This window comes from Mycobacterium sp. (genome assembly GCF_025933915.1).
Lineage (GTDB): Bacteria > Actinomycetota > Actinomycetes > Mycobacteriales > Mycobacteriaceae > Mycobacterium.
In genome coordinates, this window is the sequence record NZ_JAICZA010000028.1 from 1 (window position 1) to 26,194 (window position 26,194).

The window sequence follows — 26,194 nt, forward strand, 5'->3', positions numbered from 1 at the left end:
ACCGGCCGCCAGCGTGGCAGCGGCCCAACGCAGCCATCCGGGGCCACCGACCAGAATCAGCAGGGCGATCGCCGACGACACACTGGCCTGAACCAGAAATCCGATGCCGATGGTCGGGATATGTTGGTAGCCATGGACATAGAGGTAGGCGTGGCCAGCGGCGCTGATGGTCAGTGAGGTGACGAGTCCGAGCCGGGCCAGGATGCCGATCACTGCAACGTCCGCTCTTTCAGCGCAAGGGCGGTCTGTCCCCTGGTGTAACTGACCTCGCGGATGCCCAGTGCGTCGCGCAGCTTGCCGGCCGGCAGTGTCACCGGTTTGGGCGCCGGTGCGTCACCGGGGCGCGGCAGCGGGTAGGCGGTGGTGGTCCCGCTGTAGAAGGCCACGTTGCCTTCCGTTTTGGAAAACAGCTGGTGGACATGGCCGTTGAGGCACGTGACGGACGAGAACCGGCGCAGGTGGCTCAGCGCCTCGGTGGCATCATCGGTGCCCCAGCCCCACCGCGGGTACATCGCGAACAAGGGGATGTGACTGAACACGATGATCGGGGTATCGCTGGAAAGACGGGCGACGTCCTTCTTGACGAACTCCAACTGATCCACACCCAGGTGGCCCAGTTTGCGCAGGTTCAACGTGTTGACCAGCGCGATGAGGTGTACGCCGGCGACGTCCAGGCTGTACCAGCCGTCACCAACAGCGCCCGCGCCGAAGGTGTTTCGGTACTTCTGCCCGGCGTCATCGATCGAATCGTGTTCGCCGGGCACGGTGAACACGTGTGGTGTCTTCAGGCCACTCATCATCTGCTTCGCCTGGTCGAACTGTTCGGGGGTGGACAGGTGGGTCAGGTCGCCCGTGTGGAGGACGAAATCCGGTGTGTAGCCGAGGTTGTTGACACTTTCGATCGCGTGGCGAAACGTTGCGGCGACGTCCGGGTTGGGCGCACCGGTGAAACCGAGGTGACTGTCGCTGACTTGCGCGAAGCGCAGGGTTGGCTGGACGTGTGCGCGCTGAGCCACCGCGTCGCCGGCGACGTGCGAGATGACCTCGCCGCCGGCCACCGCGAACCCGACCGCCGCCCCGAACCACGCGGTGTGGCGCAGCAGCTGACGGCGACTCATCCCGTTCGGGTCGGTCATCCCGTCACCACCACGGTGCCGCGCATCATCGGGTGAATCGAGCAGACGTAGTCGAAAGTGCCGGCGGTGGAAAAGGTGTGGGCGAAGGTGGCTCCCGTTCCCATACCGGGTGAGTGAAATGAGCCGTCACTCGCCGCCACCGTATGGGGTTCTTCGTCGCGGTTGGCCCAGGTGACGGTGGTCCCGGCGGGCACCGTCAGGGTGGCCGGCGCGAACGCGAAGCCGTCGATGATGACCTGGTCGGCGCCGGCGGGTTGGGGCGGCGCGGTGATCGACCTTTCGGTGGTGGGTGCGACGGTGGTTGCCACGGGCCGCGACCGACCACAACCGGCCGACATCAGCACGCCCACGGCCAGCACCGCCGCCAAAAGCCTTCGAAGTACCGCGATATCCATGCCCAGAGATAGGGCGGTGGGTTACACCGCTAGGTGGGACGCGCCGGGCCGAACACCTCGATGACGCCGTTGTTCTCGCGAACCATCAATGCGGGCAACGGTTTTGGTGCGATCGGCAGCTGGTGGGTGAGCACCTTTCCGCTGGGGGAGAACGATGTGGTGTGGCAGGGGCAGCGCAGCGTGTCATCCGGTGCGTCGAACCACAGCTTGCACCCCTGATGGGTGCACACCCCGGATATCGCCTGAACGTTGCCGTCGACGCGCCGGACGAATCCGGTCACCGAACCCAGATCGAAGGGATGCATGACGCCGTCGGGCACGTCCGAACTGGCCGCAACGCGCTGCCAGCTTCCATCATTGGGGGTGAGTTGCCCGGCAGGGCCATCCGGGGCGCGCTCTTCGCCGTATCGACCGGCGATCACGGCCCGATCGATGGAAACGGCCGCGACCGCGGCCGTCGCGGCGGCCGACGTGCCGACGATGACCTGGCGGCGCGTGCTACCGCGACCGGGCGCCGTTTCCGTTGGCGCGCCTGACATCTGCTCGCCGAGCCGACGGTGCAGATCGGAGAGGAATTCCGGCCGCGGTTCGTCATTCCCGCCGCGAGCCGCCCGCAACTCGATGGCCGTGCGGAGCTGCGCCGCTTCGAAGTCGTCGGGCGCGAACGACCTGGGCCGGCGCCCCCGCAACAGATCGTCGACATAGCGTCGCAACCCTCGCGCGTTCATGGCTGGCCCCCATCGTTGACCTGCGCCGCCAGCCGCAGGGCGCGGTGCTGGAGCACTTTGGCATTGGCCACGCTGATCCCGAGTTCCGCGGCGGACTCCTTGATCGAATTGCCCCGCAGAAAGCGCGATTCCAGAATCTGGCGATAGCGATCCGGCAGGCTGTCCAGAACCCGGGCCACGCGCCGCGGCGCGGTGCTGATCGCATCCTGGCTGTCGACTGGTTGTTCGATGTCCTCGATCGAGGTTATCTCCCGTCCCACGGTCTCGCGCCAGTGTGCGGCCAGCACCGTCCTGGCCGTGGCCCGCAGGTAGGCACGGACCTCCCCCACGCTCACGGTCAGGCGCAGCGGCCGCAGCGCGGCGAGGAACACCTCGGCGGTGAGGTCTTCCGCGTCGGTCCGGTTGCCGACGCGCGCGAACAGCGTGCGGTACACCCAGCTCACGTTGTCGCAGTACACGGCTTCCCAGTCCGGGTAGCCGGCCTCATGGCCATCGCCGGGTACCGCGCGCAGGGCTCGCGGCCCGACGGGTTCGTTTCTTGCCGCCACATGCCTCCTTCACCCGATCTATATCGGCTCGGGTTACACGGTCAGGGCGCAGCGAGTGCGGCTTCGTCGGCCATCAGCCGGTCGAGCTTGGCGGCGGTGGCGGAAAAGACGGACTTGGCGATGCTCAGTACCCGGTCCCGGACCCGGGGCTTCGCGGACGCCGACGGCAGCAGGTGGCCGACCAGGTGACCGAAAAGGTCCAGGCGCGCCGCGGACAACCACGACATCAACTCCGGGTCGTCGAACCAGCGCAGCTGGTTGCGGTAGTCGGACAGCGCCAGCCGCAGCCAGTCGACGTCGGTGTCGGGATGCGGCAGGGGCACGCACAGCTCGTTTTTCAGCGAGTCGTCGCGGTACGCGGCCTCCACGTGGGCGATCAGCGCCGCGCTGAAGATCTGCTGGCAGCCGCGCACGCTTTGCAGCGTGATGTGCCCCGGATCGAAAATTGGTGTGGCGGGCCGCTTTCCGGCGCCGTCGGCGGTGCAGTCGATGTAGAGCTCGCGGCCGCTGACCGCCACCGCACCCCGGTCGAGGACCATTTTGTCCGCCTCGATGGCCAGCAGGTGGCCCAGGCGGACCACGTCGGTGATTCGTCGCAGCTGCTCGAGTTCGAGCCGGGTGACGGTCGCACAGCGATACATGGCGGGCCGGGTCGCCGTATCGATCCGCAGCAGCAGGCCGGCATCCTCGAGGCGGGCGAACAGATCGGGCACCGACGCCGCGTCGTTGATGGCGCGCAGTTGCGCGGTGAAGCTGGCCTTGATCTTCTCGGCGAACAACGAGCCGGGCTGCATCGTCTCGCGGTCCAACAGCCAGGGATCGCGGGGCATGATCCAGGTGAGCCGGTCCGGTTCGACGCCGTGACCCAGCAGCCACAGGCAGGTGTCGATGCCGGTCTTGCCGGCCCCGACGACGACGTAGCGCTCGTAGGGGCCGCGCCGCGCCAGGTCGCCGGGCGCGACGCAGTCGATGCCGGTCGCCACCCGATACGGTGGCGGGCGCATGGCCGGAACCATGACACGCATGTAGGTGGCGTCGACGACGCGGCGCGCCACGCGGACGGTGTAGTCAGCGCCGGCGAGCGTACGAAACCGGCCTTCACCACGGTTTTGGCCGAGGTATTCGCTCATCGGGAAGTAGCTGACCCGACCGGTCGGCAACAGCTGCCGGCGCATGATGTGGTCGTAGTACGCGCAGATCTCGCCGGCGGTCGCCAATTCGTAGAGGCCCCGGTTCCAACCGACTTGGTCGATGGAGTCACCGCCCAGCCGCAGCGAATTGACGCCGTAGAACGCCGACGGCTGGTGCAGCCGCACGAAAGGGTAGGCCATGGTCCAGTGCCCACCGGGCGCGTGGTTGCGGTCCACCACCACGATGCGGGCCTGAGACGGTGAGGGCGCCGAGGTTGCTGAGGTCACCGAGGTTTCCGTGACCAGCGCGTCGATGAAGGCCATTCCCATGGCGCCCGCGCCGACCACCAGGTAGTCGGCCTCGATGGTGTGCATACAGCTGTCAGGCTAGCCCGCCACCCACCTTGCCAAGGCCCTAACCGAGTTACTAGGATATGCAAGTAACCACTCGCCTCCGCGTCCGCGCCGTCAACCACATTCGAGGGCCCCATGACCACACAGATTCCGCACTTCATCGATGGGCAGCGCACCGCCGGCCGGTCCGGCCGCACCGCTGACGTCTTCGACCCCAGCACCGGGGGCGTCCAGGCGCAGGTGCCGATGGCCGGCCAGGCCGACATCGACGCCGCGGTGGCGTCGGCCGTCGAGGCCCAAAAGGGTTGGGCCGCAACGAACCCCCAGCGTCGCGCCCGGGTGATGATGCGTTTCATCGAGCTGGTCAACAAGAACATGGACGAGCTGGCCGAGCTGTTGTCGCGCGAGCACGGAAAGACGGTCCCCGACGCACGCGGCGACATTCAGCGCGGCATCGAGGTCATCGAGTTCGCCGTCGGCATCCCGCACCTGCTCAAGGGCGAGTACAGCGAGGGCGCCGGACCGGGCATCGACGTCTACTCGCTACGCCAGCCGCTGGGCGTGGTCGCCGGCATCACCCCGTTCAACTTCCCGGCGATGATCCCGCTGTGGAAGGCCGGCCCGGCGCTGGCCTGCGGCAACGCGTTCGTGCTCAAGCCCAGCGAGCGCGACCCGTCGGTCCCGGTGCGCCTCGCCGAACTCTTCGTCGAGGCCGGCCTGCCGCCGGGCGTGTTCCAGGTCGTGCACGGCGACAAGGAGGCCGTCGACGCCATCCTGAACCACCCCGACATCCAGGCCGTCGGGTTCGTCGGCAGCTCCGACATCGCCCAGTACATCTACGCCGGGGCCGCCGCGACCGGCAAGCGTTCGCAGTGCTTCGGCGGCGCCAAGAACCACATGATCGTGATGCCCGACGCCGACCTGGACCAGGCCGTCGACGCGCTGATCGGCGCCGGATACGGCAGCGCCGGCGAACGCTGCATGGCGATCAGCGTCGCGGTGCCGGTCGGTGAGCAGACCGCGGACCGGCTGCGGGCCCGGCTCATCGAGCGGATCAACAACCTGCGCGTGGGCCACAGCCTGGACCCCAAGGCCGACTACGGTCCGCTGGTGACCGAGGCCGCCGTGGCCAAGGTGCGCGACTACATCGGCCAGGGTGTCGACGCGGGCGCCGAATTGGTTATCGACGGCCGCGAACGCGCCAGCGACGACCTGACTTTCGGTGACGCCAACCTCGAAGGCGGCTTCTTCATCGGGCCGACCCTGTTCGACCACGTCACCCCGGACATGTCGATCTACACCGACGAGATCTTCGGGCCCGTGCTGTGCATCGTAAGGGCCGAGACCTACGAAGAAGCACTGGCGCTTCCTTCTCAGCACGAGTACGGCAACGGCGTGGCCATCTTCACCCGCGACGGCGACGCCGCCCGCGACTTCGTCTCCCGCGTGCAGGTCGGCATGGTCGGCGTCAACGTGCCGATCCCGGTACCGGTGGCCTACCACACCTTCGGGGGCTGGAAACGCTCGGGCTTCGGCGACCTCAACCAGCACGGGCCCTCGTCGATCCTCTTCTACACGAAGACCAAGACCGTGACGCAGCGGTGGCCGTCCGGCATCAAGGATGGCGCCGAATTCGTCATTCCCACAATGGATTAGGGCCGGATACGCTATGGCTTCCTTTACCCTTGACGACGACGAACGGGTGATCACTGAGACGGCTGCGGCGTTCGCCGCCAAGCGCCTCGCTCCGTTCGCCCTGGAATGGGATGCGGCCAAACACTTTCCGACCGACGTGCTGCGTGAATCGGCCGAACTGGGCATGGCGGCGATCTACTGTCGTGACGACGTCGGCGGCAGCGGGCTGCGCCGACTCGACGGGGTCCGCATCTTCGAGCAGTTGGCCATCGCCGACCCCACCACCGCCGCGTTCCTGTCGATCCACAACATGTGCGCGTGGATGATCGACACCTTCGGTACCGCCGAACAACGCAAACTCTGGGTTCCGCGGTTGGCGTCGATGGACGTCATCGCCAGCTACTGTCTGACCGAGCCGGGCGCCGGGTCCGACGCGAGCGCATTGAGCACCCGCGCCGTCAAGCAGGGCTCAGATTACGTGCTCGACGGTGTCAAGCAGTTCATCTCCGGTGCGGGGGCCTCGGACGTCTACGTGGTGATGGCCAGGACCGGTGCCGAGGGTCCGCGCGGCATCTCGGCGTTTGTCATCGAAAAGGACACTCCCGGGCTGAGTTTCGGCGCGCTGGAGGAGAAGATGGGCTGGCATGCCCAGCCCACCGCGCAGGTGATCCTTCAGGGGGTGCGGGTGCCCGCGGACGCGATGCTGGGCGGCGCGGACGGCGAGGGCGCCGGATTCGGCATCGCGATGAACGGCCTCAACGGCGGCCGCCTCAACATCGCCGCGTGCTCACTGGGCGGCGCCCAGGCCGCCGCCGACAAGGCCGGAGCCTACGTGCGCGACCGGCAAGCATTCGGCAAGTCGCTGCTCGACGAGCCGACCATCCGGTTCACCCTGGCCGACATGGCTACCGGACTCGAGACGTCGCGAATGATGTTGTGGCGGGCGGCCAACGCGTTGGACACCGACGATCCCGACAAGGTCGAATTGTGCGCGATGGCCAAACGCTACGTCACCGACACCTGCTTCGAGGTCGCCGACAAAGCCCTGCAGCTGCACGGCGGCTACGGCTACCTGCGCGAGTATGGTCTGGAAAAGATCGTGCGCGACCTGCGGGTGCACCGAATCCTGGAAGGGACCAACGAAATCATGCGAGTGGTCGTCGGACGGGCCCAGGCCGCACGGTTTCGAGCTTCTCCAGCAACCGCATAGATGGGGTCCGAGATGACCGAGCACTTGACCGTGGCTTTCCTGGGGTTGGGCCATATGGGCGGGCCCATGGCAATGAATCTTGTTGCCGCCAACCATGCGGTACGCGGGTTCGATCCGGTGCCCGCGGCGCTGTCGGCGGCGGCCGCGGCCGGCGTCGCCGGTTTCGGCTGCGCCGCCGACGCGGTCACCGGGGCGGACGTCGTCATCACCATGCTGCCCAACGGCGAGTTGGTCAAACGCTGCTACGCGGAGATCCTGCCGAGCGCGCGATCGGGTGCGCTGTTCATCGACAGCTCTACGATCTCGGTCGACGATGCCCGCGAGGTGCATGCGCTGGCGGAATCGCGCGGCGTCGCGCAGCTGGACGCGCCCGTCTCGGGCGGGGTGAAGGGCGCCGTCGCCGGGACGCTGGCGTTCATGGTGGGCGGTGACTCGGAAAGCCTGCAACGGGCGCGGCCGGTGCTGGAACCCATGGCGGGCAAGATCATCCACTGCGGCGCGGCCGGGGCCGGGCAGGCCGCCAAGGTGTGCAACAACATGGTGCTGGCGGTGCAGCAGATCGCGATCGGCGAGGCATTCGTCTTGGCCGAGAAGCTCGGGTTGTCGGCGCAGTCCCTGTTCGACGTGATCACCGGGGCGACCGGCAACTGCTGGGCCGTGCACACCAATTGCCCGGTGCCGGGCCCGGTCCCGACCTCGCCGGCCAATAACGACTTCGCGCCGGGCTTCGCCACCGCGCTGATGAACAAGGACCTGGGCCTGGCGATGGATGCGGTGTCCTCCAGCGGTTCGGCCGCCCCGCTGGGCCGGCACGCCGCCGAGATCTACGCGAAATTCGCCGCCGATCACGGTGATAAGGACTTCAGCGCGGTCATCGAGACCCTGCGTTGATCTAGCCCCGAACGTCGACTTGTGATGGGAAATCGGCCGATTCGTCCCAACGACTCGACGTTGGACGCGCCCGGGAATCAGCTCAGAAGTCACCCGCGTTGCGGCGCAACGTCTCAATCGACGACGCCAAGTCCTGCGATTCGGTGTCGGTCATCCCGAGATCGGCGAACACCTGCTTGTTGAGCGTGACGGTGGCGTCCTCGACCGTCGAGCGGCCCAGGTCGGTGATCTGCACCAGCGTGGTGCGCCCGTCGGTGGGGTGCGGCACCCGCTGAACCAGCCCGTCGGCCTCCAGCCGGCGGATCGCGTGGGTCACGCTGGTGACGTGGACCTGCAGCCGGTCGGAGGCCTTGGTGATGGGCAGCGCCCCGGTCCGGCTGAACGCCAGCAGCCGCAGCAATTCGTATCGGGAGAAGCTCAGGTCGTAGGGACGCAACGCCGTCTCGACGCGGGCCAGCAGGATCTGGTGCGCACGCATCACCGATGTCACCGCGACCATGCCCGGCGCCACGTCACCCCACCCGGCGCGCTCCCAGTTGACGCGCGCCGCGGCGATCGGATCACGCTTGTCCGGTCGTGATTGCGCCACGCCCCTTCTTACCGCACTTGGAGCCCGAGCGTGGCCTTTCCCATCGCCGACAGCACCGCCGTCGTCGATGCCCGGCCGCCCACGGTAATCCGCGCGCCACCGTCCGCGTAATACCGCACCCGGGGCCCACTGTCGCCGAAAACCTCACGCCACGGCCGGCGCCGCCCGTCCCGCCCACCCGTCGGAGAAGGCAGATACATGAAATTCGCATGCGCGTCGGTCGTGTAGATCCCCATTGCGCTCAGCCGCATCCGGAGATAGCGGCGTTCGGCGGTGATCAACCGGATCCGTCGCGCCAGTTCGTTTTCCGCGTCATACGACGCCGCGACCGCAAGCAAACCGGTAATCGGGATGCCGAACGGCACCTGCTGGCTCCACAGCGTCGGTGCCAGCTCGGGAGACGCCGCCGCATAGCCGATCCGCAGCCCCGCCAGGCCGTAGGCTTTGGAGAAGGTCCGCACCACCACCACGTTGGGAAACCGCGCGACCAACGCCGCCACGTCGAAACGGTGCTCGGGAGTGGTGAACTCGATATAGGCCTCGTCGAGCAGCACGACGGTGTCGCGCGGCACCCGCCGCAGAAACCGGAAGACAGCGGCCGTGGGCTCCAGCGTGCCGGTCGGGTTGTGCGGCCGGCACAGGACCACGACGCGGGCGGCGGTGGCCGCGTCGGCCAGCGCGTCGAGGTCGTTGTGGCCGTGTTCGTCCAGCGCAACGAGCGACGAGTTCAGGCGTGCCAAGTGCGCGACGATCGGGTAACCGTCGAACGTCGGCGACGCCATCACCATCGTGTCACCCGGCGCGGTCAGTGCCTGCAGCGCCTGCAACACGACACCCGTCGCCCCGGCGCCCAGCACCACCCGGTCGGCGGGCACGCCGATGTGGCCGGCGATCACGTCGCGCAACCGCTCCGGCAGGAACTCCGGGTACCGGTTCGCCGCGCACACGGATCGGATCAACGCCGAACGTACCGACGGCAGCGGCGGAAACGGATTTTCGTTGAGCGACAAGGCAAGCGGATCCACCGCGTCGGGCAGCGCATCGCAGATCTCGCCAGCCACCAGGCATCCGGGTTGCATCAGTCTCGCCCGCCCCAGCGCACCGCGGCGGCGCCGGCGAAGTCACCGGCGTGCGCGAACGCCGCCATCATGACCACGTCACCGGCACCGAGCCGGCCATCGGAGATGGCGCGGTCCAGATTGATCGGGATCCCGGCACCGAACAGGTTGCCGCACTCGTCGAAAGTGTCGACGTGGCGCGATGGAGGCAACTCGAGCGCGTCACGCCAATTGCGCAGAAACGCCCTGTTCGGCTGGTTGGTGACCAGCAGGCCGATATCTTTGGCGGCCAACCCGATTCGATCGCACACCGCCAGCGCCACCTCGGGAACCTGCCGGTTGCCGCGGGCCAGCACCTTGGTGACCTTGCTCTCGGTGAAACCGATGCTGCCCTCGCCGGTGCCGGCCTGCCACCACTTGCGCGGCGGATCGTAGGAAAGCGTCATTTCGCCCGCATACTGTCCGTAGGTGCGGCACTCGACATCGAGAATCGGCGACCGCTCGCTCACCGCGACCAGTCCCATCGCCGCCCCGTCGCCGGGCACCGCCGACTGCGCCTTGCGGCGAATGGTCGGTTGATCGAAGAATTGTCCGGCCGCATTCTGCGCGATGGCGATAAGCGCGGTGCGCCCTTCGCCCGCCGACAACAATTTACGGGCCACGTTGAGCGCCAACACGAATGCGGCGCAGCCGCCGTTGTTCAGGTCGAGCACCCAGGATGGCCGCATACCCAGCCGGTGCGCGATGCTGCCACCTTGGCCGTAGAACGCCATGTCGGGTACCTGGGTGTGCGTGATCAGCACGTCGGCGCCTTCGATGACGTCGTGGCCGTGCCGCTCGATCAGGCCATGGGCCGCACGTTCGATCATGTCGACTGAACTCTCGTCGGCGCCGACGTGATGGCGAAACTTCGGGGCGCGGAACATCACGTTGTCGCGCAGATCGTCGGATTCGGCGTATCGCGCGTAGTAGTCGGCAGGGATCGGCTCGCCCGGCAGATACGTGGAGACGTCGATCAGGCTGACGCTTGGCTTACCCATGGTGCGCTCATCTCATCCATACCGGCGTCACCGGCAGACCGTTGCGGTGGCGGTACTCGGCGATCGCCTTGAGGTTGCGCATCTCCAGCAGATGGCCGGCTCCGAACATGTCCCAGAAGTCGCCGACCCATACGGGCCGGGAAGCCGGCGCGGTCTCCGGATACGGATTGCGGTCGTAGAACGGGTGATGGCAATTGGTCCACAGCACAACCGATCCCGGCTTGTCGAGGACGGGCTGGGCATCGATGACACGCATCAGGTAAATCATCCACAGATGCTTGCCTTGATCCCAGGCGCAGTGGTAGTCCACGGTCCGCGCCTGCGCGTTTACGACGGTGCGGGTGTAGATCTCGGTTTCCGAGCCGAGCCGGTCATACGCCAGCCATAACCCGGGCTCCTCGGTGGGGGTGAACCCGCGCAGGCTGTATGTCCACTCCTCCAGGCTGCGGGTGTCGGCCATGTACTCGTACAACTCGTCGGGTGGACAGTCGACGTAATCGTTGACGGTGCAGTACTGTCCGAAGACCTCATCGTGCGGGTACACCGACCGCATCATGTCCATGATGATCGGCGTGGCCTTCTCCCTGGGGCTGGTTTCGATGCGGGTGACCCCATCGATGAGGTCGGGAATATCCTCAAGCGCTGGCAACGACATTGGTCCGGTTCTCCTTGTCAAGTGAAATCTGTTTCACGGCAGCATCGTTTAAAGTCACAGCCGTGAGAAATGGTGCGAATGGCGGGATTTCGTCGGCGGCGCACTCGACACTGACCACCGCCGGGCCGTCGACGTCGAGCGCAGCGCCCATGGCCACCGCGAACCCATCGACATCGCTGACGTCGACCGACGTCAGGCCCGGGAACATCGCCGCCAGCCCGGCGCCCAGCCGGCTGGGACGAAAACGGTTATAGCTGTACAGGTCGTGATAGAACAGCTGCTCGCGGGTCACACACATGGCGTGCGCGTTGTTGTTGAACAGCACGAACGTCATCGGCAGCCGGTATTGCACGGCCGTGTGTACCTCCATGCCGTGCATGAAGAACGCGCCGTCCCCGGCGATCACCACGGTGCGGCCACCGGGCCGGCCACTGTTGGCCCGCCCCAATGACATTCCGATCCCGGCCCCGAAGCTGTAGCCCATGCCACCCATGCCGAGCGCGACGACGAACCTGCCTCCGCGCCGCACCGGCAGGTGGTGGATCGCCGACGCGCCGGTGTTGCCGGCGTCGACCACGATGTCGGCGCCGTCGGGCAAAGCGCCGTCCAGTACCGCCATGGCGTCGCGGTACCGCACACCAGAACCGGCGAAGGCCGGGGGCTTCATCTCGGTGCGCCGTACCGCGTCGGGCACACGCAGACCGGGCGGCCGACGAGGGCCGAGCAGCGCTTGGGTCAGCATATGCAGCGAGCCGCGCAGGTCGTCGGTATGCACATGGGTGCAGGCGAGATACGGCGGCATCGATCCGATGGAGAGCGTCCGCACCGCCGCCAGCGCGTCGTCGAGTCCGGTGCGCGCGGTGACCGTCAGGCGCGTGCCAACGATGAGACACACAGCGCTGGCGGCCACCTCGTCGGCCACGCTCGGGTGGCCCATGACCCCGGTGACCCCCAGCGAGGACGACGATCCGAAACCCGGTGTGCCGGCAACATCCTTCGCGTCCGGCACGGTGGCAACCCGCGCACGTAGCACCGTGCGCAGCTCTTCGAGCTCGGCCCGGGCGCCGTCGCGGGCCACCTGCTCGCCGGCGACGATGGTGACTCGGCCCGTGGCACGTCGCAGTTCCCGCACGATCGGATGCGGGTTGCCGACCGTCGGCCGCACGTCATCCTCGTCATCAGAGCCATGCTCGATGTCAATGCATGCCTGCTGAAAGTCCTTGGGCAGCAGCAGAACCGCTGGGCCGCCGGCGCGCGCCGCGGCGATGGCCCGAGGAAGTAGCGCGACGATGTCGGCCGGCCTGCGCAGCCGCTCGCAGAACACCGATACCGCCGAGAACAGCGCCTCGGCGTTCAGCGATCCGTTTGCGCCACTGGTGTCCTGGAAGCTGCCCCGGCCATCCATCGTGCTGGCGGGCTGGCCGACCAACGCCAGCACCGGAACCCGGCTCGCCAGCGACTCGCCCAGACCCGCGACGAGGTTCAGCGCTCCCCCACCCGAGGTCGAGGCCACCACGCCCAGGCCGGCCCCGCTTCGGCTGTACCCGTCCGCCATGGTGGCCGCGGAGAACTCGTGCTTGGCCAGCACCGCCTCGAGGTCGGGGCAAAAGTGCGCCGCGTCGTACACGTCCTCGATGTTGGCGCCATCCACACCGAAGACGTGATCGACTCCGATCGCCGCGAGGTGCCCGACGATATGGTCGACCACCCGGTACCTGCCAAGCATGCCTGAAGATACGAGGTAGGCGCGCGGTCGGTTCATCATCGTCAACGGCCGGCGAATGAACCGTTCGCCGCTCGACATCGTGGTGTCTGAATGACCATCGAGCTGCGCAACGTGGTGCGCGAGTACAGGGTCGGCGGTCAGACGGTGCGGGCACTCGACGACATCAGCCTGTGGCTGGCCGACGAGCAGTTCGTGTCGGTCGTCGGGCCCTCCGGCGCGGGCAAAAGCACGTTGCTGCACCTCCTTGGCGCGTTGGATTCCCCCGATTCCGGGTCCATCACCTTCGACGGCGAAGAGATCGGCCGCCTCGGCGACGAACAGCAGTCGCGGTTCCGCCATCACCGGGTGGGTTTCATCTTTCAGTTCTTCAATCTGTTGCCGACGCTGTCGGCCTGGGAGAACGTGGCGATCCCCAAACTGCTCGACGGTGTTCGGCTGGGCAGGGCCAAGCCGGACGCGGTCCGGCTGCTGGACCGGGTCGGGCTCGGCAACCGGACCCGGCACCGGCCGGCGGAGCTGTCCGGCGGCCAGATGCAGCGGGTGGCGGTGGCGCGCGCGTTGATGATGAACCCGCCGCTGATCCTCGCCGACGAGCCGACCGGAAACCTGGACTCCACGACCGGCGCATCCATTTTGGCGCTGCTGGCCGAGGTGGCGCACGAGGACGGCCGGGGCCGGCTGGTGGTGATGGTCACCCACAACCCCGATGCGGCCGCGGCCACCGACCGGGTGATCACTCTGCAGGACGGTCGGGTCGGGTCGGACGTCATGGCGGTCGCGGGGTGAAGCCCGGCGCCGCGATCACGGCCACTGCGAGCAGGTTGCGCGTGTTCAGTCTGCGGGAGCTGGCCGTACATCGGCGCCGCACGTCCGCGTCGATCGCCGTAATGGCCGTCTCGGCAACGTATTTGGTGGCGATTTTCGGGATCTTCGGGTCGATCACCGGATCGGTCAGCCGGCTGGCCGACGGGATCGCCGGGGTCGCCGCGCTCGAGGTGTCCGGCATCACCGACGCCGGATTCCCCGACTCGATCCTGGCCGAAGTGGCCGCCGTTCCCGGCGTCGCCACCGCGGCACCGATGATTCGGACGCCGGCGTCCACGCCGTCGGGGCCGGTGCTGCTGCTGGGCGCAGACGCGAGCACCGCCGCCCTGGGCGGTGCCCTCAAGGACGCGCTCACCCGGCCGGTGCAGGCGCTGTCCGCGGCGCCGTCCGGCGTTCAGGTCGGGCCCCGTGTCGGCTATGCGAAAGGCCAGGCATTTCAACTGGGTTCGGCTTCGGTCACGGTCACCGACGTGCTCGCCGGTAAGCAATACGCGGACCTGAACGGCGGACACTACGTTCTTGCGCCACTTGCTTTGGCGCAGAACGCCGCCGGCCGCCCCGGCCAACTCGACTCGATACTGATCAGCACGAAGCCGGGTGCGGACCCCGGCGCCGTTCGCGCCGCGGTCACCGGGGCCGTGAACGGCCGTGCGATCGTCGCGGCCCCGAGCTTCCGGGCGGCCCGGGCCGGCGACGGCGTCAAGCTGATGAACTACATGGCCCTGCTGGGTGCCGCGGTGGCGTTGGTGGTCGGCGCGTTTTTGATCTACACCACGATGACGATGGCGATCACCGCGCGCCGACCGGTCATCTCGATGCTGCGCGCGATCGGCGGCCGGCGCGCCACCATTGTCGGCGACATGCTCGCGGAGGCCGCGATTCTCGGGCTGATCGGCGGCGCCATCGGATCCGGCATGGGAATTGTGGCGGGCCACATCGCAATCGGCCGATTGCCTCCGGCGGTGACGCAGGGACTCGAGGCCCGCGTCGAGTATTGGCTGCCCGGTTATGCGATACCGCTGGCGCTGGCGGCGACGGCGCTCACCAGCGTGGCGGCGTCGGCGATGGCGGCACGGCAGGTGTACAAGGTTTCGCCGATCGAGGCGCTGGCGCCGATCGGGGCCTCGCCGGCCGATGTCGTGCCGCGGTGGCTGCGCATCGCGAGTGGGGCTGGGGCCGTGGCGGTATTCGCGGTCGCGACGTGGGTCGTCACCGGCCAGCGCGGCAGCCACGCGTTCATCGCGATGGCCGTGGTGTTGGGCGCCGAGATCGCCCTCGGCTTCGCGCTCACCGCGCCCATCGTCAATGCCACGGCGACGACGGCGCGCATGTTCGGATCGTTCGGGGCGCTCGCGGCGGCGACGATCCGGCGCGCGCCGCGCCGAGTGTGGGCGACCGTGATGACCGTGCTCATCGGGGTGCTCACCACCGTCGTGATCACCGGCACGAACGCCGACATGATTCGATCGGCAAAAGACATCTTTTCACCGGTCGCGGCTACCGACGTGTGGGTGAGCGCGGATCCGCCCGACAGCTACCCCGCCGACGCTCTGCCACAGGGGCTTTCCGCGAAGATCGCCGCCCTCCCCGGCGTGGCACGCGTGACCGAGGGCGCGTTCGGGTTCGCCGTCGTCGGGGGCACCCGCGTCCTGCTCGACGGGTTTTCCACCGGCAGCCACGATGCGCTCTTCCGCGCGCTCGACGAACGGGTGCGCACCGAGGTGCTCGCCGGACGCGGTGTGGTGCTCACGCAGAACCTGGGTGAGATTCTGCACGTCCGGGCCGGCGACCAACTGCGGCTGCAGACGCCGCACGGCCCGCGGTCGGTGGCGGTGCTGGCCCTGGTGCCGTTCTTTTCGACCGTCATCGGCAGCGTCGGAATCGATCTCGACCACATGCGGGCATGGTTCGATCGCCCGGCGGCGACGACCCTGCAGATCGCCGCGGCCCCCGGAGTGAATCGGCAGCGACTGTTGGCCGGCGTCCGCGAGGCGGTGCCGGCGCCGAACCACGTGTACGACGGTCGCGCCGCGCTGGAGGGGCTTCAGGCTCCGCTGCACCAGAGCATGTTCATCGCCAACGCGGTGTGGATCATCGTCGTGGCGGTGGCCGCGGTCGCACTGCTGAACACGTTGACGCTCTCGGTGACCGAACGCCGGCGCGAAATCGGTGTGCTGCGCGCAATGGGATCCAGCCGGCGGTTCACCTTGTGGATGGTGCTGGCGGAGGCGGCCGGAATCGGTGTCGTCGGCGGTGTTTTGGGGCTTGCGCTGGGGTTGACGGACCAGTGGCTGTTCAGCCGCATCAGCGGGGACATCATGAATTTTCAAGTCGGCTTCCGGTTGAGCCCGCTGGCGCTTGCCTTCACGCTCGGGGCGCTGGTGATCAGCCTGCTCGGCTCGGTACCGCCGGCACGGCGTGCGGCGCGCCTCAACATCATCGAGGCGGTCAGCGTCGAGTAGAGGTGGCGAATCCCTGCAGATGGGGTTTGCACGGAAAAGGCACCGGCGTGCGCGGAATGGTGCGCAGCGCGGTGGTCTCGAATCCGGCCGCGGCGATGGCCTCGAGGGTTCGCCGGTTCGGCTCGCAACCACCGGCGAGCCACGACCACGGCTTGGCGATCAGGTCTTGGAACCGGCCCGTCGCGCCGTCCCCGCGCACATGCTCGAGGACCACCAGCCTGCCCCCGGGGACCAGCACCCGCCGGATCTCAGCGAGGGTAGCCGCCACATCGTCGACCGAGCACAACACAAGACCGACATGCACCGAGTCGAAAGAGTTGTCCGGGAAGGGAATCGACTCGCCGGCTCCCCCGACGATGTCCACCGTGATGCCGCGGCGCCCAGCGAGCCTGGAAGCCATCCGCCGAAACGGCGCCACGGGCTCCACGGCGGCGACCGACGTCACCGCCGCGGGCAGAAACATCAAATCGGTTCCCGGCCCCAGCCCGAGCATCAACAGCCGGCCGGTGGCGTTACTCAGCGCGGCTCGTCGATACCGGTGGTAGAACAGCCGGTCGAAAACCGGCTGGCCGAATCGATAGACGTACGGGAACAAGAGGTTTCGCGGAGTCATTGGCCACCCAAATCCATTCGGAACGGCGGATATTCGTCGCGCATCAACGACACGTACGCCGCGACCCGGTACCGCCAGCGCACCATGCCCATGAGCAGATCGAATGTGGTTTGCGGGATCGTTCCGGTGAACAACAACGCCAGCGCGGCGATGAGACACAGCACCTGCAGCAGCGGCTCCATCGACCAGCACAGCAGAACCTGAGGGATCGCCAGCAGCCACTTCACCAGCACCGCCGGGCGTTTCAGCCGTTCCGGATAGTCGACCGCAAGGTCGGCGGGGTAGTCGGGCCGAGACGCAAGCGTGAAAGGCGGGTACTTGTCGGTGCTGTTCATCGGGAACCGGTAGTTCATGACTCGCCACGACCAGCGCAGCACCCCGACGTTGAATTCGAAGAGCGGCCGCGGATATCGCCCGGTGCACAAGACGGCCATGCCGGCGGCGACCGTCGAGAGCGGATACACCAGGTAGAGCAGTATCAATATCGGGTAGTGCGGCGCCGCCAGCACACACCACTTCACCAACCAGAGCCAGCGGGATGGCGCATCGAAATCGCCTCGCACTCTGACGGAATCGATCGGGTTGCTCACGGGCTTGACGGGACCGTCGCCGCTACCCCCAAGTTTCGGCTGATGTCAGCGGACATCCGGCGGTGACTCGTGGCGCGCAGAAACGCCGTCAGCGCGCAGGCCTGCAGCCGGTCGGAGATCAGTGCGGCCGGCCCCAGCACGAACTCACCGTGCGACACCGGCAGCGACGCCGCCCAGGACACGGCCATGACTTTGCGTCGGCGGGTCTTCTCATACCAGCGCAGTGCGCTCGAAACATCGGGGCCGCGCCGGCGTGTCCCACGACGGAAATCCGCCAGCGCCCGGCACAGGACCATCGTGTCGAGCAACGCCTGGTTGGTCCCCTGCGCGAGGGTGGGCGGCATCGTGTGCGCGGCATCCCCGAGCAACGTGACCGGTCCGGCGCCCGTGCGCGGAATCGGGTGCCGGAAATGCGGAAACGGTGAGTGGGCCAGATCGTCGTCGGTCAATGTCGCGAGCACCCGATCGACCGGGTCGGACCATCCGGCGAAATGGGACCGGATCATCTCGATCGGGCGTTGCGGTCTCACGAAGTCATACGACCACGGCAGGTCGAACCACCACTGCACGTCGGAACCGCCGGCCGGCCACAGGCCGAGGTTTCCGCGCGCCCCGATGATCATCAGCGCGGCACCGGAGTCTGTGATCTCCGGGATCTCGGGAAGAGTGACCAGTCCCTGCCAGCTACACCAGCCGGTGGGCTTCGCGCCGCGCGCGCCGACCCTCTCGCGCACGATCGAGTGCAGGCCGTCGGCCCCGATCACCACGTCCCCCTCGGCAACGGCGCCATCGGCGAACTCGACGCGGACCCGGTCACCCGCACCGGCCAACGCGATGACCCGCGAGTCGCACCGGATGCGCTCGGCGTCGAACCCCTCCAGCAGCCGTTCCAGCAGGACCCGGCGCGGAACCATCCGCACGGGTGCGCCCAGCCGCCGCACCATCGCGGTCACGTCGAGGGTCGCGAGCGGGCGACCCCTGGCCGTCACGGCCCGCACGGTGGCCAGCAGCTGACCGGCGCCGTCCATGTCGACACCCAGCTGGTTGAGGACCGTCTCGCCGTTGGACCAGATCGTCACCGCACCGCCGGCGGCCCGCACATCCGGCCGTCGCTCGAAGACGGTGACGTCATGGCCGTCCCGCAGCAATCCCCGGGCAACGGAGATGCCGGCCACGCCGGCGCCCACGACCAGCACCCGTAGCGGCGCGGTCGACCGGCCGTTCGGTGCTGCCGCCAGCTTCGTGGAACGCGCGTAGCCGAACACGCTGGCTCCGATCCTCTACAGCGAACGCTGCAACAGCACCTTGCCGCTGTCGACGGCCACCACTTGCACGGCGGCGATCTGGTCGACCGGGGTCGAGATCGCGCCCGCGGGGGTCGCGGTGTGGCCGGGCACGGCCACCCACGTCGCCAGCCGGGTTTGGCTGCCGTCGCGGCCGACCACGACCATCGCCAGCGTGTCATGGTGCGCGTTCAGCGGGGCCAGGCAGACACACCGCAGGTTGATGGATGTCCCCCAGTGCTGGCTGCTGACCTGCACGCTGGAGGTCAGCAGGCTGGTACCCACCTGCGCCATGGGCTCGGCCGACGCGGTCACCTGCTGGGCCGGAGCCGACGACCACCCCTCAAGGCCGACGAACACCCCGATAGCCAGCACCGCGGCCGCGGCGGCCGACGCAACCCAGGTCACCACCCGGGTGCGGCGCCGGCGCCACCGCACCGCCGCCAGCAAGGACGGCAACAACTTTTCAGACATCTCCGGCGCCGGGCCGGACTCGTCGATCGCGGCCACTTCGACGCGGTCCAGCTGAGAAAGCAGGGCCGGCACGCCACTGAGGTCGGCGACCGCCCCCCGGCAGGCCGGGCAGTGCGCCATGTGCGTCTCGAATTCGCGGCGTTCCGCGGCCGACAGCGATCCCAGCACGTATGCGGCATCCCACATCGCGTAGCGGTCTTCGGGAGGGCCGAGATCCTGCACCGGCGTCCTCATTTCATCCATGTCCGTCACCCCTCAAGTATTCGGAGCCCCTCATCGGGTAACTCCAAGTTCCTGCAGAGTGAGTCGCAACGCCCGCACGGCATAGTGTAGTCGCGACTTCACCGTTCCCTCCGCGATGCCGAGGTCTGCAGCAATCTGTGTGGTGGTCCACCCGCGGTAGTAGGACCGTTCGATCACGGCTCGGTGCTCGGCGGACAGCTGGACCATCGCGTCCGCTATCAGCAACCGGTCCAGCGCCGCGTTGACCTCATCCGGCGTGGACTGTTCGGGCGCCCCCGCTACGTCGGTCGAACCGACGACATTGCGGAACCGCGCGCTGCGCCGGTCGTCGATGATCATGTTCCGCGCGACCGTGAACAACCACGCCCGCGCCGAGCGCTCGGTGTCCCCGACGACTTCGGGATGTTGCCACGCCCGCAACAGCGTCTCCTGAACCACATCCTCGGACTGGCTCGTGTCCCCCGTCAGCCGCAGCGCGTAGCGCCACAGGACCGCGGCGTGTTCGTCGTAGAGCGCCTTCATCAGAGCGGCTTCCGCGACCCCGGACGCTCTCCCCGTGCCAGCCACACGAGCCACTCGATCACCTCCTGCCCAGGGAACGAGGCGAGTCGGCGGTCGGTTCAATGGCCTCGACCCGCTGCGCCCGGCTACGCCGCGCTGGCGATCGCGGCGAGTTCAGGCCAGGGTCAGGATCCGCGGCCCGGCGTCGGTGACCGCAACGGTGTGCTCCCAGTGTGCCGCACGCGACCCGTCGGTGGTGGTGACCGTCCACTGGTCGTCGAGCACCACCGTCTTGCCGGTTCCCAGCGTCAGCATCGGTTCGATGGCCAGCACCGACCCGGGGGCCAGCAGCGGGCCGCGCCCAGGAGAGCCCTCGTTGGGCAGGAACGGGTCCATGTGCATCTGCCGGCCGATGCCGTGGCCGCCGTAGCCCTCGACGATCCCGACGGCCCGCGCGTGGCGGGCCTCGGCCGCGTGCGTACCCATCTCGATGGCGTGCGATACGTCGGTCAACCGGTTACCCGGCACCATCGCCGCGATCCCGGCTTCCAGCGATTCCCGGGTGGCCTGCGACAGCGCTTCGTCGGCCGCATCCAGCGCCTCGACGCCGACGGTGATCGCGGCGTCGCCGTGCCAGCCGTCCAGCACCGCGCCGCAGTCGATCGAAACCAGGTCGCCGGAGGCCAAAACCTCTGCAGCCGAAGGGATTCCGTGGACCACCCGCTCGTTGACCGACGCACAGATCGACGCGGGGTAGCCGTGATAGCCCAGGAACGACGGCACCGCGCCGGCGTCCCGGATCACCGATTCGGCGATTTCGTCGAGGCTCAGCGTCGATATTCCGGACACCACGGCCGCGCGGACCGCCTGCAGCGCGGCCGCGACCACCGCGCCCGCCGCGGCCATCGCGTCGAGTTCACCGTCGCTGCGTTGCGGCACCACCTTGCGGCTCCGCAGCCGCGCCAGCGGGGTCATCGCTACTTGCCCAGCGCCTGCAGCGCGCGGGCGAACACTTCGTCCAGGGTGCCGATGGCGTCGACCGTCTTGAGTTCGTCGCGGTAGTAGTCCAGCAGCGGCGCGGTCTCGTCCCGGTAGACCTTCATCCGGTTCAGGATGACGTCGTCGGTGTCGTCGGCGCGGCCGCGCGATTTGAGTCGTTGCAGCAGCTCGTCCTGGGAGACACGGAACTCCAAGACCGCGTCGATGTCGGTGCCGCGGCGTTCGAGCATCTCGTGCAGCGCCTTGGCCTGCTGCAGCGACCGCGGAAACCCGTCCAGGATGAAGCCGTTGGCCGCGTCCGGATCGCTCAGGCGGTCGTCGACGAGTTGGTTGGTCAGCTCCGAGGGCACCAGGTCACCGGCGTCCAGGTAACGCTTGGCCTCCAGGCCGAGTTTGGTGCCGTTCTCGATGTTGCTGCGGAACAGCTCACCGGTGGAGATTTGCGGGATCCCGAGCTTTTCGGAGAGCTTCTGGGCCTGCGTTCCTTTGCCCGCCCCCGGCGGTCCCAGCAACACGACTCTCACTTGAGGAACCCTTCATAGTTGCGCTGCATGAGCTGGCTCTCGATCTGCTTGACCGTATCCAAGCCCACACCAATCATGATCAACACCGCGGGACCGCCGAACGGCAGGTTCTGAACCGCCCCCCCATTGCCGATCTCCAAGAACAAGTTGGGCAGCACCGAAATCGCACCGAGGTAGATCGAGCCGGGCAGGGTGATTCGGCTCAGCACGAAACGCAGGTAATCGGCGGTCGGCTTGCCCGGCCGGATCCCAGGAATGAACCCGCCGAACTTCTTCATCTCGTCGGCGCGCTCATCGGGGTTGAACGTGATCGACACATAGAAATACGTGAAGAAGATGATCAGCCCGAAATACAAGCCGATGTAGACCGGATCACCGGGGTCGGACAGGTAGCTGCCGACGAACTTGTCCCACCAGCTGTTGCCGACACCGCCGCTGCCGCTGCGGATCAGCTGGGTGATCAGGTGCGGGATATAGATGAGCGAGGACGCGAAGATCACCGGGATAACACCGGCCTGGTTGACCTTGAGCGGCAGATACGTCGAGGTGCCGCCGTACATCCGCCGGCCCACCATGCGCTTGGCGTACTGCACCGGGATGCGGCGCTGGCCCTGCTCGACGAACACCACGCCGACGATGATGATCAGCGCGGCGACGCAGACCGCGGTGAAGATCATGCCGCCGCGGCTGTCCAGGATGGATTTGCCCTCGGCCGGGATGCGGGCCGCGATGCCGATGAAGATCAGCAACGACATGCCGTTACCGACGCCGCGTTCGGTGATCAGCTCACCCATCCACATCACCAGCGCCGCGCCGCCGGTCATCACCAACACGATGACGACCAGCGTCAAGATGCTCTGGTCGGCGATGATGTCAAGCGAGCACCCCTGCAGCAGCCCGCCGTTGGCGGCCAGCGCCACGATGCTGGTGGCCTGCAGGACGGCCAGCGCGATGGCCAGATACCGGGTGTACTGCGTCATCTTGGCCTGGCCGGATTGGCCTTCCTTACGCAGCTCCTCGAACCGCGGGATGACCACCGTGAGCAGCTGCACGATGATGCTGGCGGTGATATATGGCATCACCCCCACCGCGAACACGGTGAGTTTGAGCAGCGCGCCGCCGGAGAAAAGGTTGATCAGCGAGTAGATCTGTCCGGCCGCGCCGCCGCTGGCCTCTTTGATGCACTGCTGGACGTTCGGAAAGTTGACGCCCGGGGACGGCAACGCGGCGCCGACCCGGTACAAGACGACGATGCCCAGCGTGAAGAGGATCTTCCGTCTCAGGTCGACTGTTCGCAGCGATGAGATGAAAGCGGAAAGCAACTCTTCCTCCTGCGCAGCCGGGGTTTCCTGCATCACGCGCCCAACACCCGCAGGCCAGGACGTACGGCCGACTTATCTACAGCGCGTCAAACCGTGTACGAGACTAACAGCTGATCCGGTCGGGTCCGGTCTGGGCCTTTCCAGAGGCCGTTAACCGGGTGTCGCCGCCGCGACCGCGAGTCGCCCGGAAAAGGCACAGGAAGCCGTAAGCCGAAGGGCGTAAAGTGCGTCTCGCTCGTTGCATCTGCTAAGTAACTTGGGGAGCAGCATGACACGCACTGACCAAGACAGCTGGGACTTGGCCTCGAGCGTCGGTGCCACGGCCACGATGGTCGCCGCGGCCCGCGCGCTGGCCAGCGGGGGGACCAATCCGATCATCAACGATCCGTTTGCCGCCCCCTTGGTGCGCGCGGTCGGCCTGGATTTCTTCCGCCGCCTGGTCGACGGTGAGATCACCGAATCCGAGGCGTCTGCGGGCGGCGGAACGGACCTCTCGCTGGAGACCGATTCGATCGCGGTGCGCACCCGCTTTTTCGACGACTTCTTCCTCAACGCCGCCCGCGACGGGATTCGCCAGTCGGTGATCCTGGCCGCCGGCCTCGACGCCCGTGCCTACCGGCTCGGCTGGCCGCCCGGAAGTGTGGTCTACGAGGTCGATCAGCCGAAGGTCGTCGAGTTCAAGAGCGCCACCTTGGCCAGCCTGGCCGCCGCCCCGGCCGCGGACCGGCGGACCGTCAGCATCGATCTGCGCGAGGACTGGCCGGCCGCGTTGCGCGGCAGCGGGTTTGACGTGACGCAACCGACGTCGTGGGCCGCCGAGGGCCTGCTGATGTATCTCCCGCCCGACGCGCAGGACCGGCTCTTCGACAACATCACCGCACTCAGCGCTCCCGCCAGCTTGCTGGCCACCGAATATCACCCCGACAACGGCACGTCGATTTCGCAACGCGCGCGGGAATTCAACGACAGGTGGGCCAAAGTCGGCTGCGACATCGACCTTTCGGGGCTGTTCTTCGACGGCGAGCGCAGCAACGTCGTCGACTACCTCACGGGCCGGGGATGGCAGGTGACCACCCGGCCGCGGCGGGATCTGTTCGGCGACTACGGCCTGGACTACCCCGACGACACCGAGGCCACTGACACGGCGCAATTCCCCAACATCGTCGCCGTCACCGCAATGTTGGGCTCGTAGCGCGATCCTGCGTGCTACGCGCTCAGCGGGGTTTGGCCGCGGGTGCGCGCACGACCATCGGGACCGCGGGGAAACACCACGCCATCTCGGAACGCGACTTGCGCAACGCGGCGGTGCCGTACCCCCGCTTGCGGTGGTCGGGGTGAATCCAGATCCGCACGTTGACCTCGCCGTGGACCAGCTCGCCGAACACCATGCCGACCTTCTCGCCGGAATCGATGGCCACGAACCACGCGGCCTCTTCGTCATCGACGCGCCCCAGCGCGGCGGTGATCTCGTCGTCCACGGTGCCGGCCGGCCCCCCGGAGCCGTCACCGGCCGCGCCGATCTCCTCGGTGCGCACGGCGAAGATGTCGCGATCACTCGCGGCGGAAAACGGCCGCAGCTCCAGCGTCTCCCCCGAGCTCGCCGGACGCTCGCCCAGGGTGAAGCTCAGCTGCTTGTTCAGGTCTTCGAGTTCGGCCAGGATCTTGCGGCGCGAGTCGATCGTGAGCTGATCGAACGACATCCCCATCACCGCTTCGGCGGCCAGGTGGGAGGTGTCGAGCAACCGGACGATCGCCTCCACCGCGGCCGCCCTGTTCTCTGATTCCACTATGGCGTCGGCGATTTCGTGGCGGCGCTCCACAGCTTTCGACAGGGCATCGGCGATTTCTCGGCGGGTGGCTTTGCGGTCGTGGTCGGTCATTGCACCAGCCTAGAACGGCGGTGGTGCCATTGCGCTACATCTGCGGTCCGCCATCTGTAGGAACCGCTGGTAGCGGTCTTGAACGGCGGCCGCCCAGGCGGGATCGGGCTCGACGACGCGTTCGGTGCCGACCCACCGGGCGGCGTCGGCGATCGTCGTTTCCAGACCGGCCGCCATGCGCGCCAGGAAGGCCGCCCCCAGCGCGGCCCCTTCCGCCACCCCGGACACCTCGACCGGGCGCCCGGTGGCGTCGGCGATGGCCTGCAGCCACGGCCCGACCCGGGTGCCGCCGCCGGTGGCCACGATGCGCGACACCGGCGCCGCGCTGAGCTCGATGAGCTGGCGGACCACGAAGCCGGACGCCTCGTAGGCGGCCCGCCGCAGCGCGGCGGCGTCGTGGGTCAGATCCAACGCCTCGAGCACACCGCGGCGGTCCGGGTCGTGGAACGGACTGCGCTCGCCGCGCAGGTAGGGTGACCACACCGGTACCCGGCCGGGTTCGACGGCCGTCGGGTCCGCCTGTGCCACAACGCGATCCACCCAACCGAGGAACAGCCCGCCGGCGTTGCTGGCCCCGCCGATCTGACTCTTGCCCGCCGTGGTGTGGGGAATGGTCCACAGGCCGGGCATCTGCCGTGCCTCCGAAATGGTCGTCCACACGATCAGCGTGGTGCCACACATCACCAGCACGTCGCCGTCGCGGTCGGCGCCGGCCACGATCTGTTCGCACAGCGCGTCGACGGCGCCGGTGGCCAACGCGGCGCCAGAGCCGTGCACCTGCCCGACGACGGCCCCCATGCTTTCCACCCGCGGCATCTGCTCGACGTTCGCGCCGCGCTCGGCGCACGCGGCGGGATCCCAGCCGGTCCCGTCGAACAACGGAAACGCCGTGGCGGCGGTGGCGATGTCGATCACCGCCTGGCCCGCCAGCGCGTGGTTGGCCACCGCCGGCGCGGGCCAGTAGCCGGCGGCGCCGGGCGCCCGCGCGGCCGTCCAGCGCAAGAACTCGGCGGACTCGCCCAGTGCGGGCAGCGGCTGCGCGTCGCCGCCGGGGGTGCGGCCCCGGCCGTCGCCGTAGAGCAGTCCGGGCGTGATCGGCGTGCCCGTGTGGTCGACGGCGGTCATCGACGGCACCATCGCCGAGACGGCCACCGCGGCGACGTCGGTCCGCTGGATCAGTTCGTTCAGGGCCGTCGAGGGGCCGCGTCGCCACGCCTCGTCGGCATCGTGCTCCAGCCGGTCGGCCGCCGGGACCCGCAGCTCATGGGGGATGCGCACCCGCGCGGTCACGTTGCCGTCGGCGTCGGCGGCTATCGCCTTGACCGCGGTGCTGCCGACGTCGATCCCGATTGTGACGTCTTTGCGTGACACGGGCGTCACCGT

General features: G+C 68.1%; 26 protein-coding genes and 1 pseudogene. 6 read left to right on the forward strand and 21 right to left on the reverse strand.

The window, feature by feature from the left end:
• The 6 genes and pseudogenes from Q0W90_RS06740 to Q0W90_RS06765 all read right to left on the reverse strand — a co-directional run.
• Positions 1-213 (reverse strand): annotated as a pseudogene (locus Q0W90_RS06740) (hypothetical protein); the annotation flags it as partial.
• Positions 210-1,136: a metallophosphoesterase gene (locus Q0W90_RS06745; protein WP_297595414.1), complete on the reverse strand. Its 927-nt coding sequence runs from the start codon at positions 1,134-1,136 to the stop codon at positions 210-212. The gene Q0W90_RS06745 and the pseudogene Q0W90_RS06740, both read right to left, overlap by 4 nt.
• On the reverse strand, positions 1,133-1,537 hold the full coding sequence (locus tag Q0W90_RS06750) for a cupredoxin family copper-binding protein (protein ID WP_297595485.1): 405 nt from the start codon (positions 1,535-1,537) through the stop codon (positions 1,133-1,135). Before Q0W90_RS06750 ends, Q0W90_RS06745 begins: the two co-directional genes overlap by 4 nt.
• Positions 1,538-1,560: 23 nt before the next feature.
• Complete coding sequence (locus Q0W90_RS06755) at positions 1,561-2,259, reverse strand: Rieske (2Fe-2S) protein (RefSeq protein ID WP_297698091.1); 699 nt, start codon at positions 2,257-2,259, stop codon at positions 1,561-1,563.
• Positions 2,256-2,771 carry a sigma-70 family RNA polymerase sigma factor gene (locus tag Q0W90_RS06760; RefSeq protein ID WP_297595484.1) on the reverse strand — a complete coding sequence of 172 codons (516 nt, stop codon included), beginning with the start codon at positions 2,769-2,771 and terminating at the stop codon, positions 2,256-2,258. The genes Q0W90_RS06755 and Q0W90_RS06760 overlap by 4 nt, the downstream gene beginning before the upstream one ends.
• Before the next feature lie 77 nt (positions 2,772-2,848).
• A complete protein-coding gene (locus Q0W90_RS06765) occupies positions 2,849-4,312 on the reverse strand; it encodes an NAD(P)/FAD-dependent oxidoreductase (RefSeq protein ID WP_297595410.1) in 1,464 nt (487 codons plus the stop codon).
• Positions 4,313-4,426: 114 nt separating this feature from the next.
• On the opposite strand from Q0W90_RS06765, the gene Q0W90_RS06770 reads away from it, so the two are divergent.
• From Q0W90_RS06770 to mmsB, 3 genes are read left to right on the forward strand one after another with little or no spacing between them, the layout of a single operon-like run.
• Entirely contained in the window at positions 4,427-5,947 is a 1,521-nt protein-coding gene (locus Q0W90_RS06770; RefSeq protein WP_297698089.1) for a CoA-acylating methylmalonate-semialdehyde dehydrogenase, read from the forward strand.
• 13 nt (positions 5,948-5,960) lie between these two features.
• Positions 5,961-7,136, forward strand: a complete 1,176-nt coding sequence (locus Q0W90_RS06775) for an acyl-CoA dehydrogenase family protein (protein ID WP_297597553.1) — start codon at positions 5,961-5,963, stop codon at positions 7,134-7,136.
• Between the two features lie 12 nt (positions 7,137-7,148).
• Positions 7,149-8,027 carry a 3-hydroxyisobutyrate dehydrogenase gene (mmsB, locus tag Q0W90_RS06780; protein ID WP_297597556.1) on the forward strand — a complete coding sequence of 293 codons (879 nt, stop codon included), beginning with the start codon at positions 7,149-7,151 and terminating at the stop codon, positions 8,025-8,027.
• Between the two features lie 82 nt (positions 8,028-8,109).
• Here mmsB and Q0W90_RS06785 read toward each other — a convergent pair whose 3' ends face one another.
• The 5 genes from Q0W90_RS06785 to Q0W90_RS06805 are packed head-to-tail and all read right to left on the reverse strand — an operon-like array spanning position 8,110 to position 13,095.
• Complete coding sequence (locus Q0W90_RS06785; RefSeq protein ID WP_297597558.1) at positions 8,110-8,616, reverse strand: MarR family transcriptional regulator; 507 nt, start codon at positions 8,614-8,616, stop codon at positions 8,110-8,112.
• Positions 8,617-8,624: 8 nt separating this feature from the next.
• Complete coding sequence (locus tag Q0W90_RS06790; RefSeq protein WP_297773776.1) at positions 8,625-9,695, reverse strand: aminotransferase class I/II-fold pyridoxal phosphate-dependent enzyme; 1,071 nt, start codon at positions 9,693-9,695, stop codon at positions 8,625-8,627.
• Positions 9,695-10,714: a 3-oxoacyl-ACP synthase III family protein gene (locus Q0W90_RS06795; protein ID WP_297773778.1), complete on the reverse strand. Its 1,020-nt coding sequence runs from the start codon at positions 10,712-10,714 to the stop codon at positions 9,695-9,697. Before Q0W90_RS06795 ends, Q0W90_RS06790 begins: the two co-directional genes overlap by 1 nt.
• A gap of 7 nt (positions 10,715-10,721) precedes the next feature.
• Positions 10,722-11,369, reverse strand: a complete 648-nt coding sequence (locus Q0W90_RS06800; protein ID WP_297597570.1) for an SRPBCC family protein — start codon at positions 11,367-11,369, stop codon at positions 10,722-10,724.
• Complete coding sequence (locus Q0W90_RS06805; RefSeq protein ID WP_297597573.1) at positions 11,350-13,095, reverse strand: thiamine pyrophosphate-dependent enzyme; 1,746 nt, start codon at positions 13,093-13,095, stop codon at positions 11,350-11,352. Before Q0W90_RS06805 ends, Q0W90_RS06800 begins: the two co-directional genes overlap by 20 nt.
• Before the next feature lie 90 nt (positions 13,096-13,185).
• Here Q0W90_RS06805 and Q0W90_RS06810 point away from each other — a divergent pair, with 90 nt between their 5' ends.
• Positions 13,186-13,881, forward strand: a complete 696-nt coding sequence (locus Q0W90_RS06810) for an ABC transporter ATP-binding protein (protein WP_297597574.1) — start codon at positions 13,186-13,188, stop codon at positions 13,879-13,881.
• Positions 13,878-16,382, forward strand: a complete 2,505-nt coding sequence (locus Q0W90_RS06815) for an FtsX-like permease family protein (protein WP_297597576.1) — start codon at positions 13,878-13,880, stop codon at positions 16,380-16,382. The genes Q0W90_RS06810 and Q0W90_RS06815 overlap by 4 nt, the downstream gene beginning before the upstream one ends.
• Here the strand turns inward: Q0W90_RS06815 and Q0W90_RS06820 are convergent.
• The 8 genes from Q0W90_RS06820 to secY all read right to left on the reverse strand — a co-directional run bounded on the left by Q0W90_RS06820 (position 16,369) and on the right by secY (position 22,931).
• Entirely contained in the window at positions 16,369-16,995 is a 627-nt protein-coding gene (locus Q0W90_RS06820; RefSeq protein ID WP_297597578.1) for a class I SAM-dependent methyltransferase, read from the reverse strand. The genes Q0W90_RS06815 and Q0W90_RS06820 overlap by 14 nt on opposite strands.
• Positions 16,992-17,558, reverse strand: a complete 567-nt coding sequence (locus Q0W90_RS06825) for a DUF4389 domain-containing protein (RefSeq protein WP_297597598.1) — start codon at positions 17,556-17,558, stop codon at positions 16,992-16,994. Before Q0W90_RS06825 ends, Q0W90_RS06820 begins: the two co-directional genes overlap by 4 nt.
• A gap of 23 nt (positions 17,559-17,581) precedes the next feature.
• Entirely contained in the window at positions 17,582-18,781 is a 1,200-nt protein-coding gene (locus Q0W90_RS06830; RefSeq protein ID WP_297597600.1) for an FAD-dependent oxidoreductase, read from the reverse strand.
• Between the two features lie 84 nt (positions 18,782-18,865).
• On the reverse strand, positions 18,866-19,576 hold the full coding sequence (locus Q0W90_RS06835; protein ID WP_297597602.1) for a zf-HC2 domain-containing protein: 711 nt from the start codon (positions 19,574-19,576) through the stop codon (positions 18,866-18,868).
• Between the two features lie 39 nt (positions 19,577-19,615).
• Complete coding sequence (locus tag Q0W90_RS06840; protein ID WP_297597580.1) at positions 19,616-20,161, reverse strand: sigma-70 family RNA polymerase sigma factor; 546 nt, start codon at positions 20,159-20,161, stop codon at positions 19,616-19,618.
• A gap of 99 nt (positions 20,162-20,260) precedes the next feature.
• The gene (gene map / locus Q0W90_RS06845; protein ID WP_297597582.1) at positions 20,261-21,061 is read right to left on the reverse strand and encodes a type I methionyl aminopeptidase; all 801 of its coding nucleotides are present in this window, start codon (positions 21,059-21,061) and stop codon (positions 20,261-20,263) included.
• Between the two features lie 2 nt (positions 21,062-21,063).
• Complete coding sequence (locus Q0W90_RS06850) at positions 21,064-21,609, reverse strand: adenylate kinase (protein ID WP_009956578.1); 546 nt, start codon at positions 21,607-21,609, stop codon at positions 21,064-21,066.
• Positions 21,606-22,931, reverse strand: a complete 1,326-nt coding sequence (gene secY, locus Q0W90_RS06855) for a preprotein translocase subunit SecY (RefSeq protein WP_297773789.1) — start codon at positions 22,929-22,931, stop codon at positions 21,606-21,608. The genes Q0W90_RS06850 and secY overlap by 4 nt, the downstream gene beginning before the upstream one ends.
• Positions 22,932-23,199: 268 nt before the next feature.
• Between secY and Q0W90_RS06860 the strand changes: the two genes are divergently transcribed.
• Positions 23,200-24,123 carry a class I SAM-dependent methyltransferase gene (locus Q0W90_RS06860; protein ID WP_297597586.1) on the forward strand — a complete coding sequence of 308 codons (924 nt, stop codon included), beginning with the start codon at positions 23,200-23,202 and terminating at the stop codon, positions 24,121-24,123.
• A 22-nt stretch (positions 24,124-24,145) separates the two neighbouring features.
• On the opposite strand, the gene Q0W90_RS06865 is transcribed toward Q0W90_RS06860, so the two are convergent.
• Both Q0W90_RS06865 and Q0W90_RS06870 read right to left on the reverse strand, forming a co-directional pair.
• A complete protein-coding gene (locus Q0W90_RS06865; protein ID WP_297597588.1) occupies positions 24,146-24,811 on the reverse strand; it encodes a GNAT family N-acetyltransferase in 666 nt (221 codons plus the stop codon).
• A 9-nt stretch (positions 24,812-24,820) separates the two neighbouring features.
• Positions 24,821-26,182 (reverse strand): FGGY-family carbohydrate kinase, encoded by a 1,362-nt coding sequence (locus Q0W90_RS06870; RefSeq protein WP_297698078.1) that lies wholly within the window; start codon positions 26,180-26,182, stop codon positions 24,821-24,823.
• Positions 26,183-26,194: the final 12 nt, after the last annotated feature.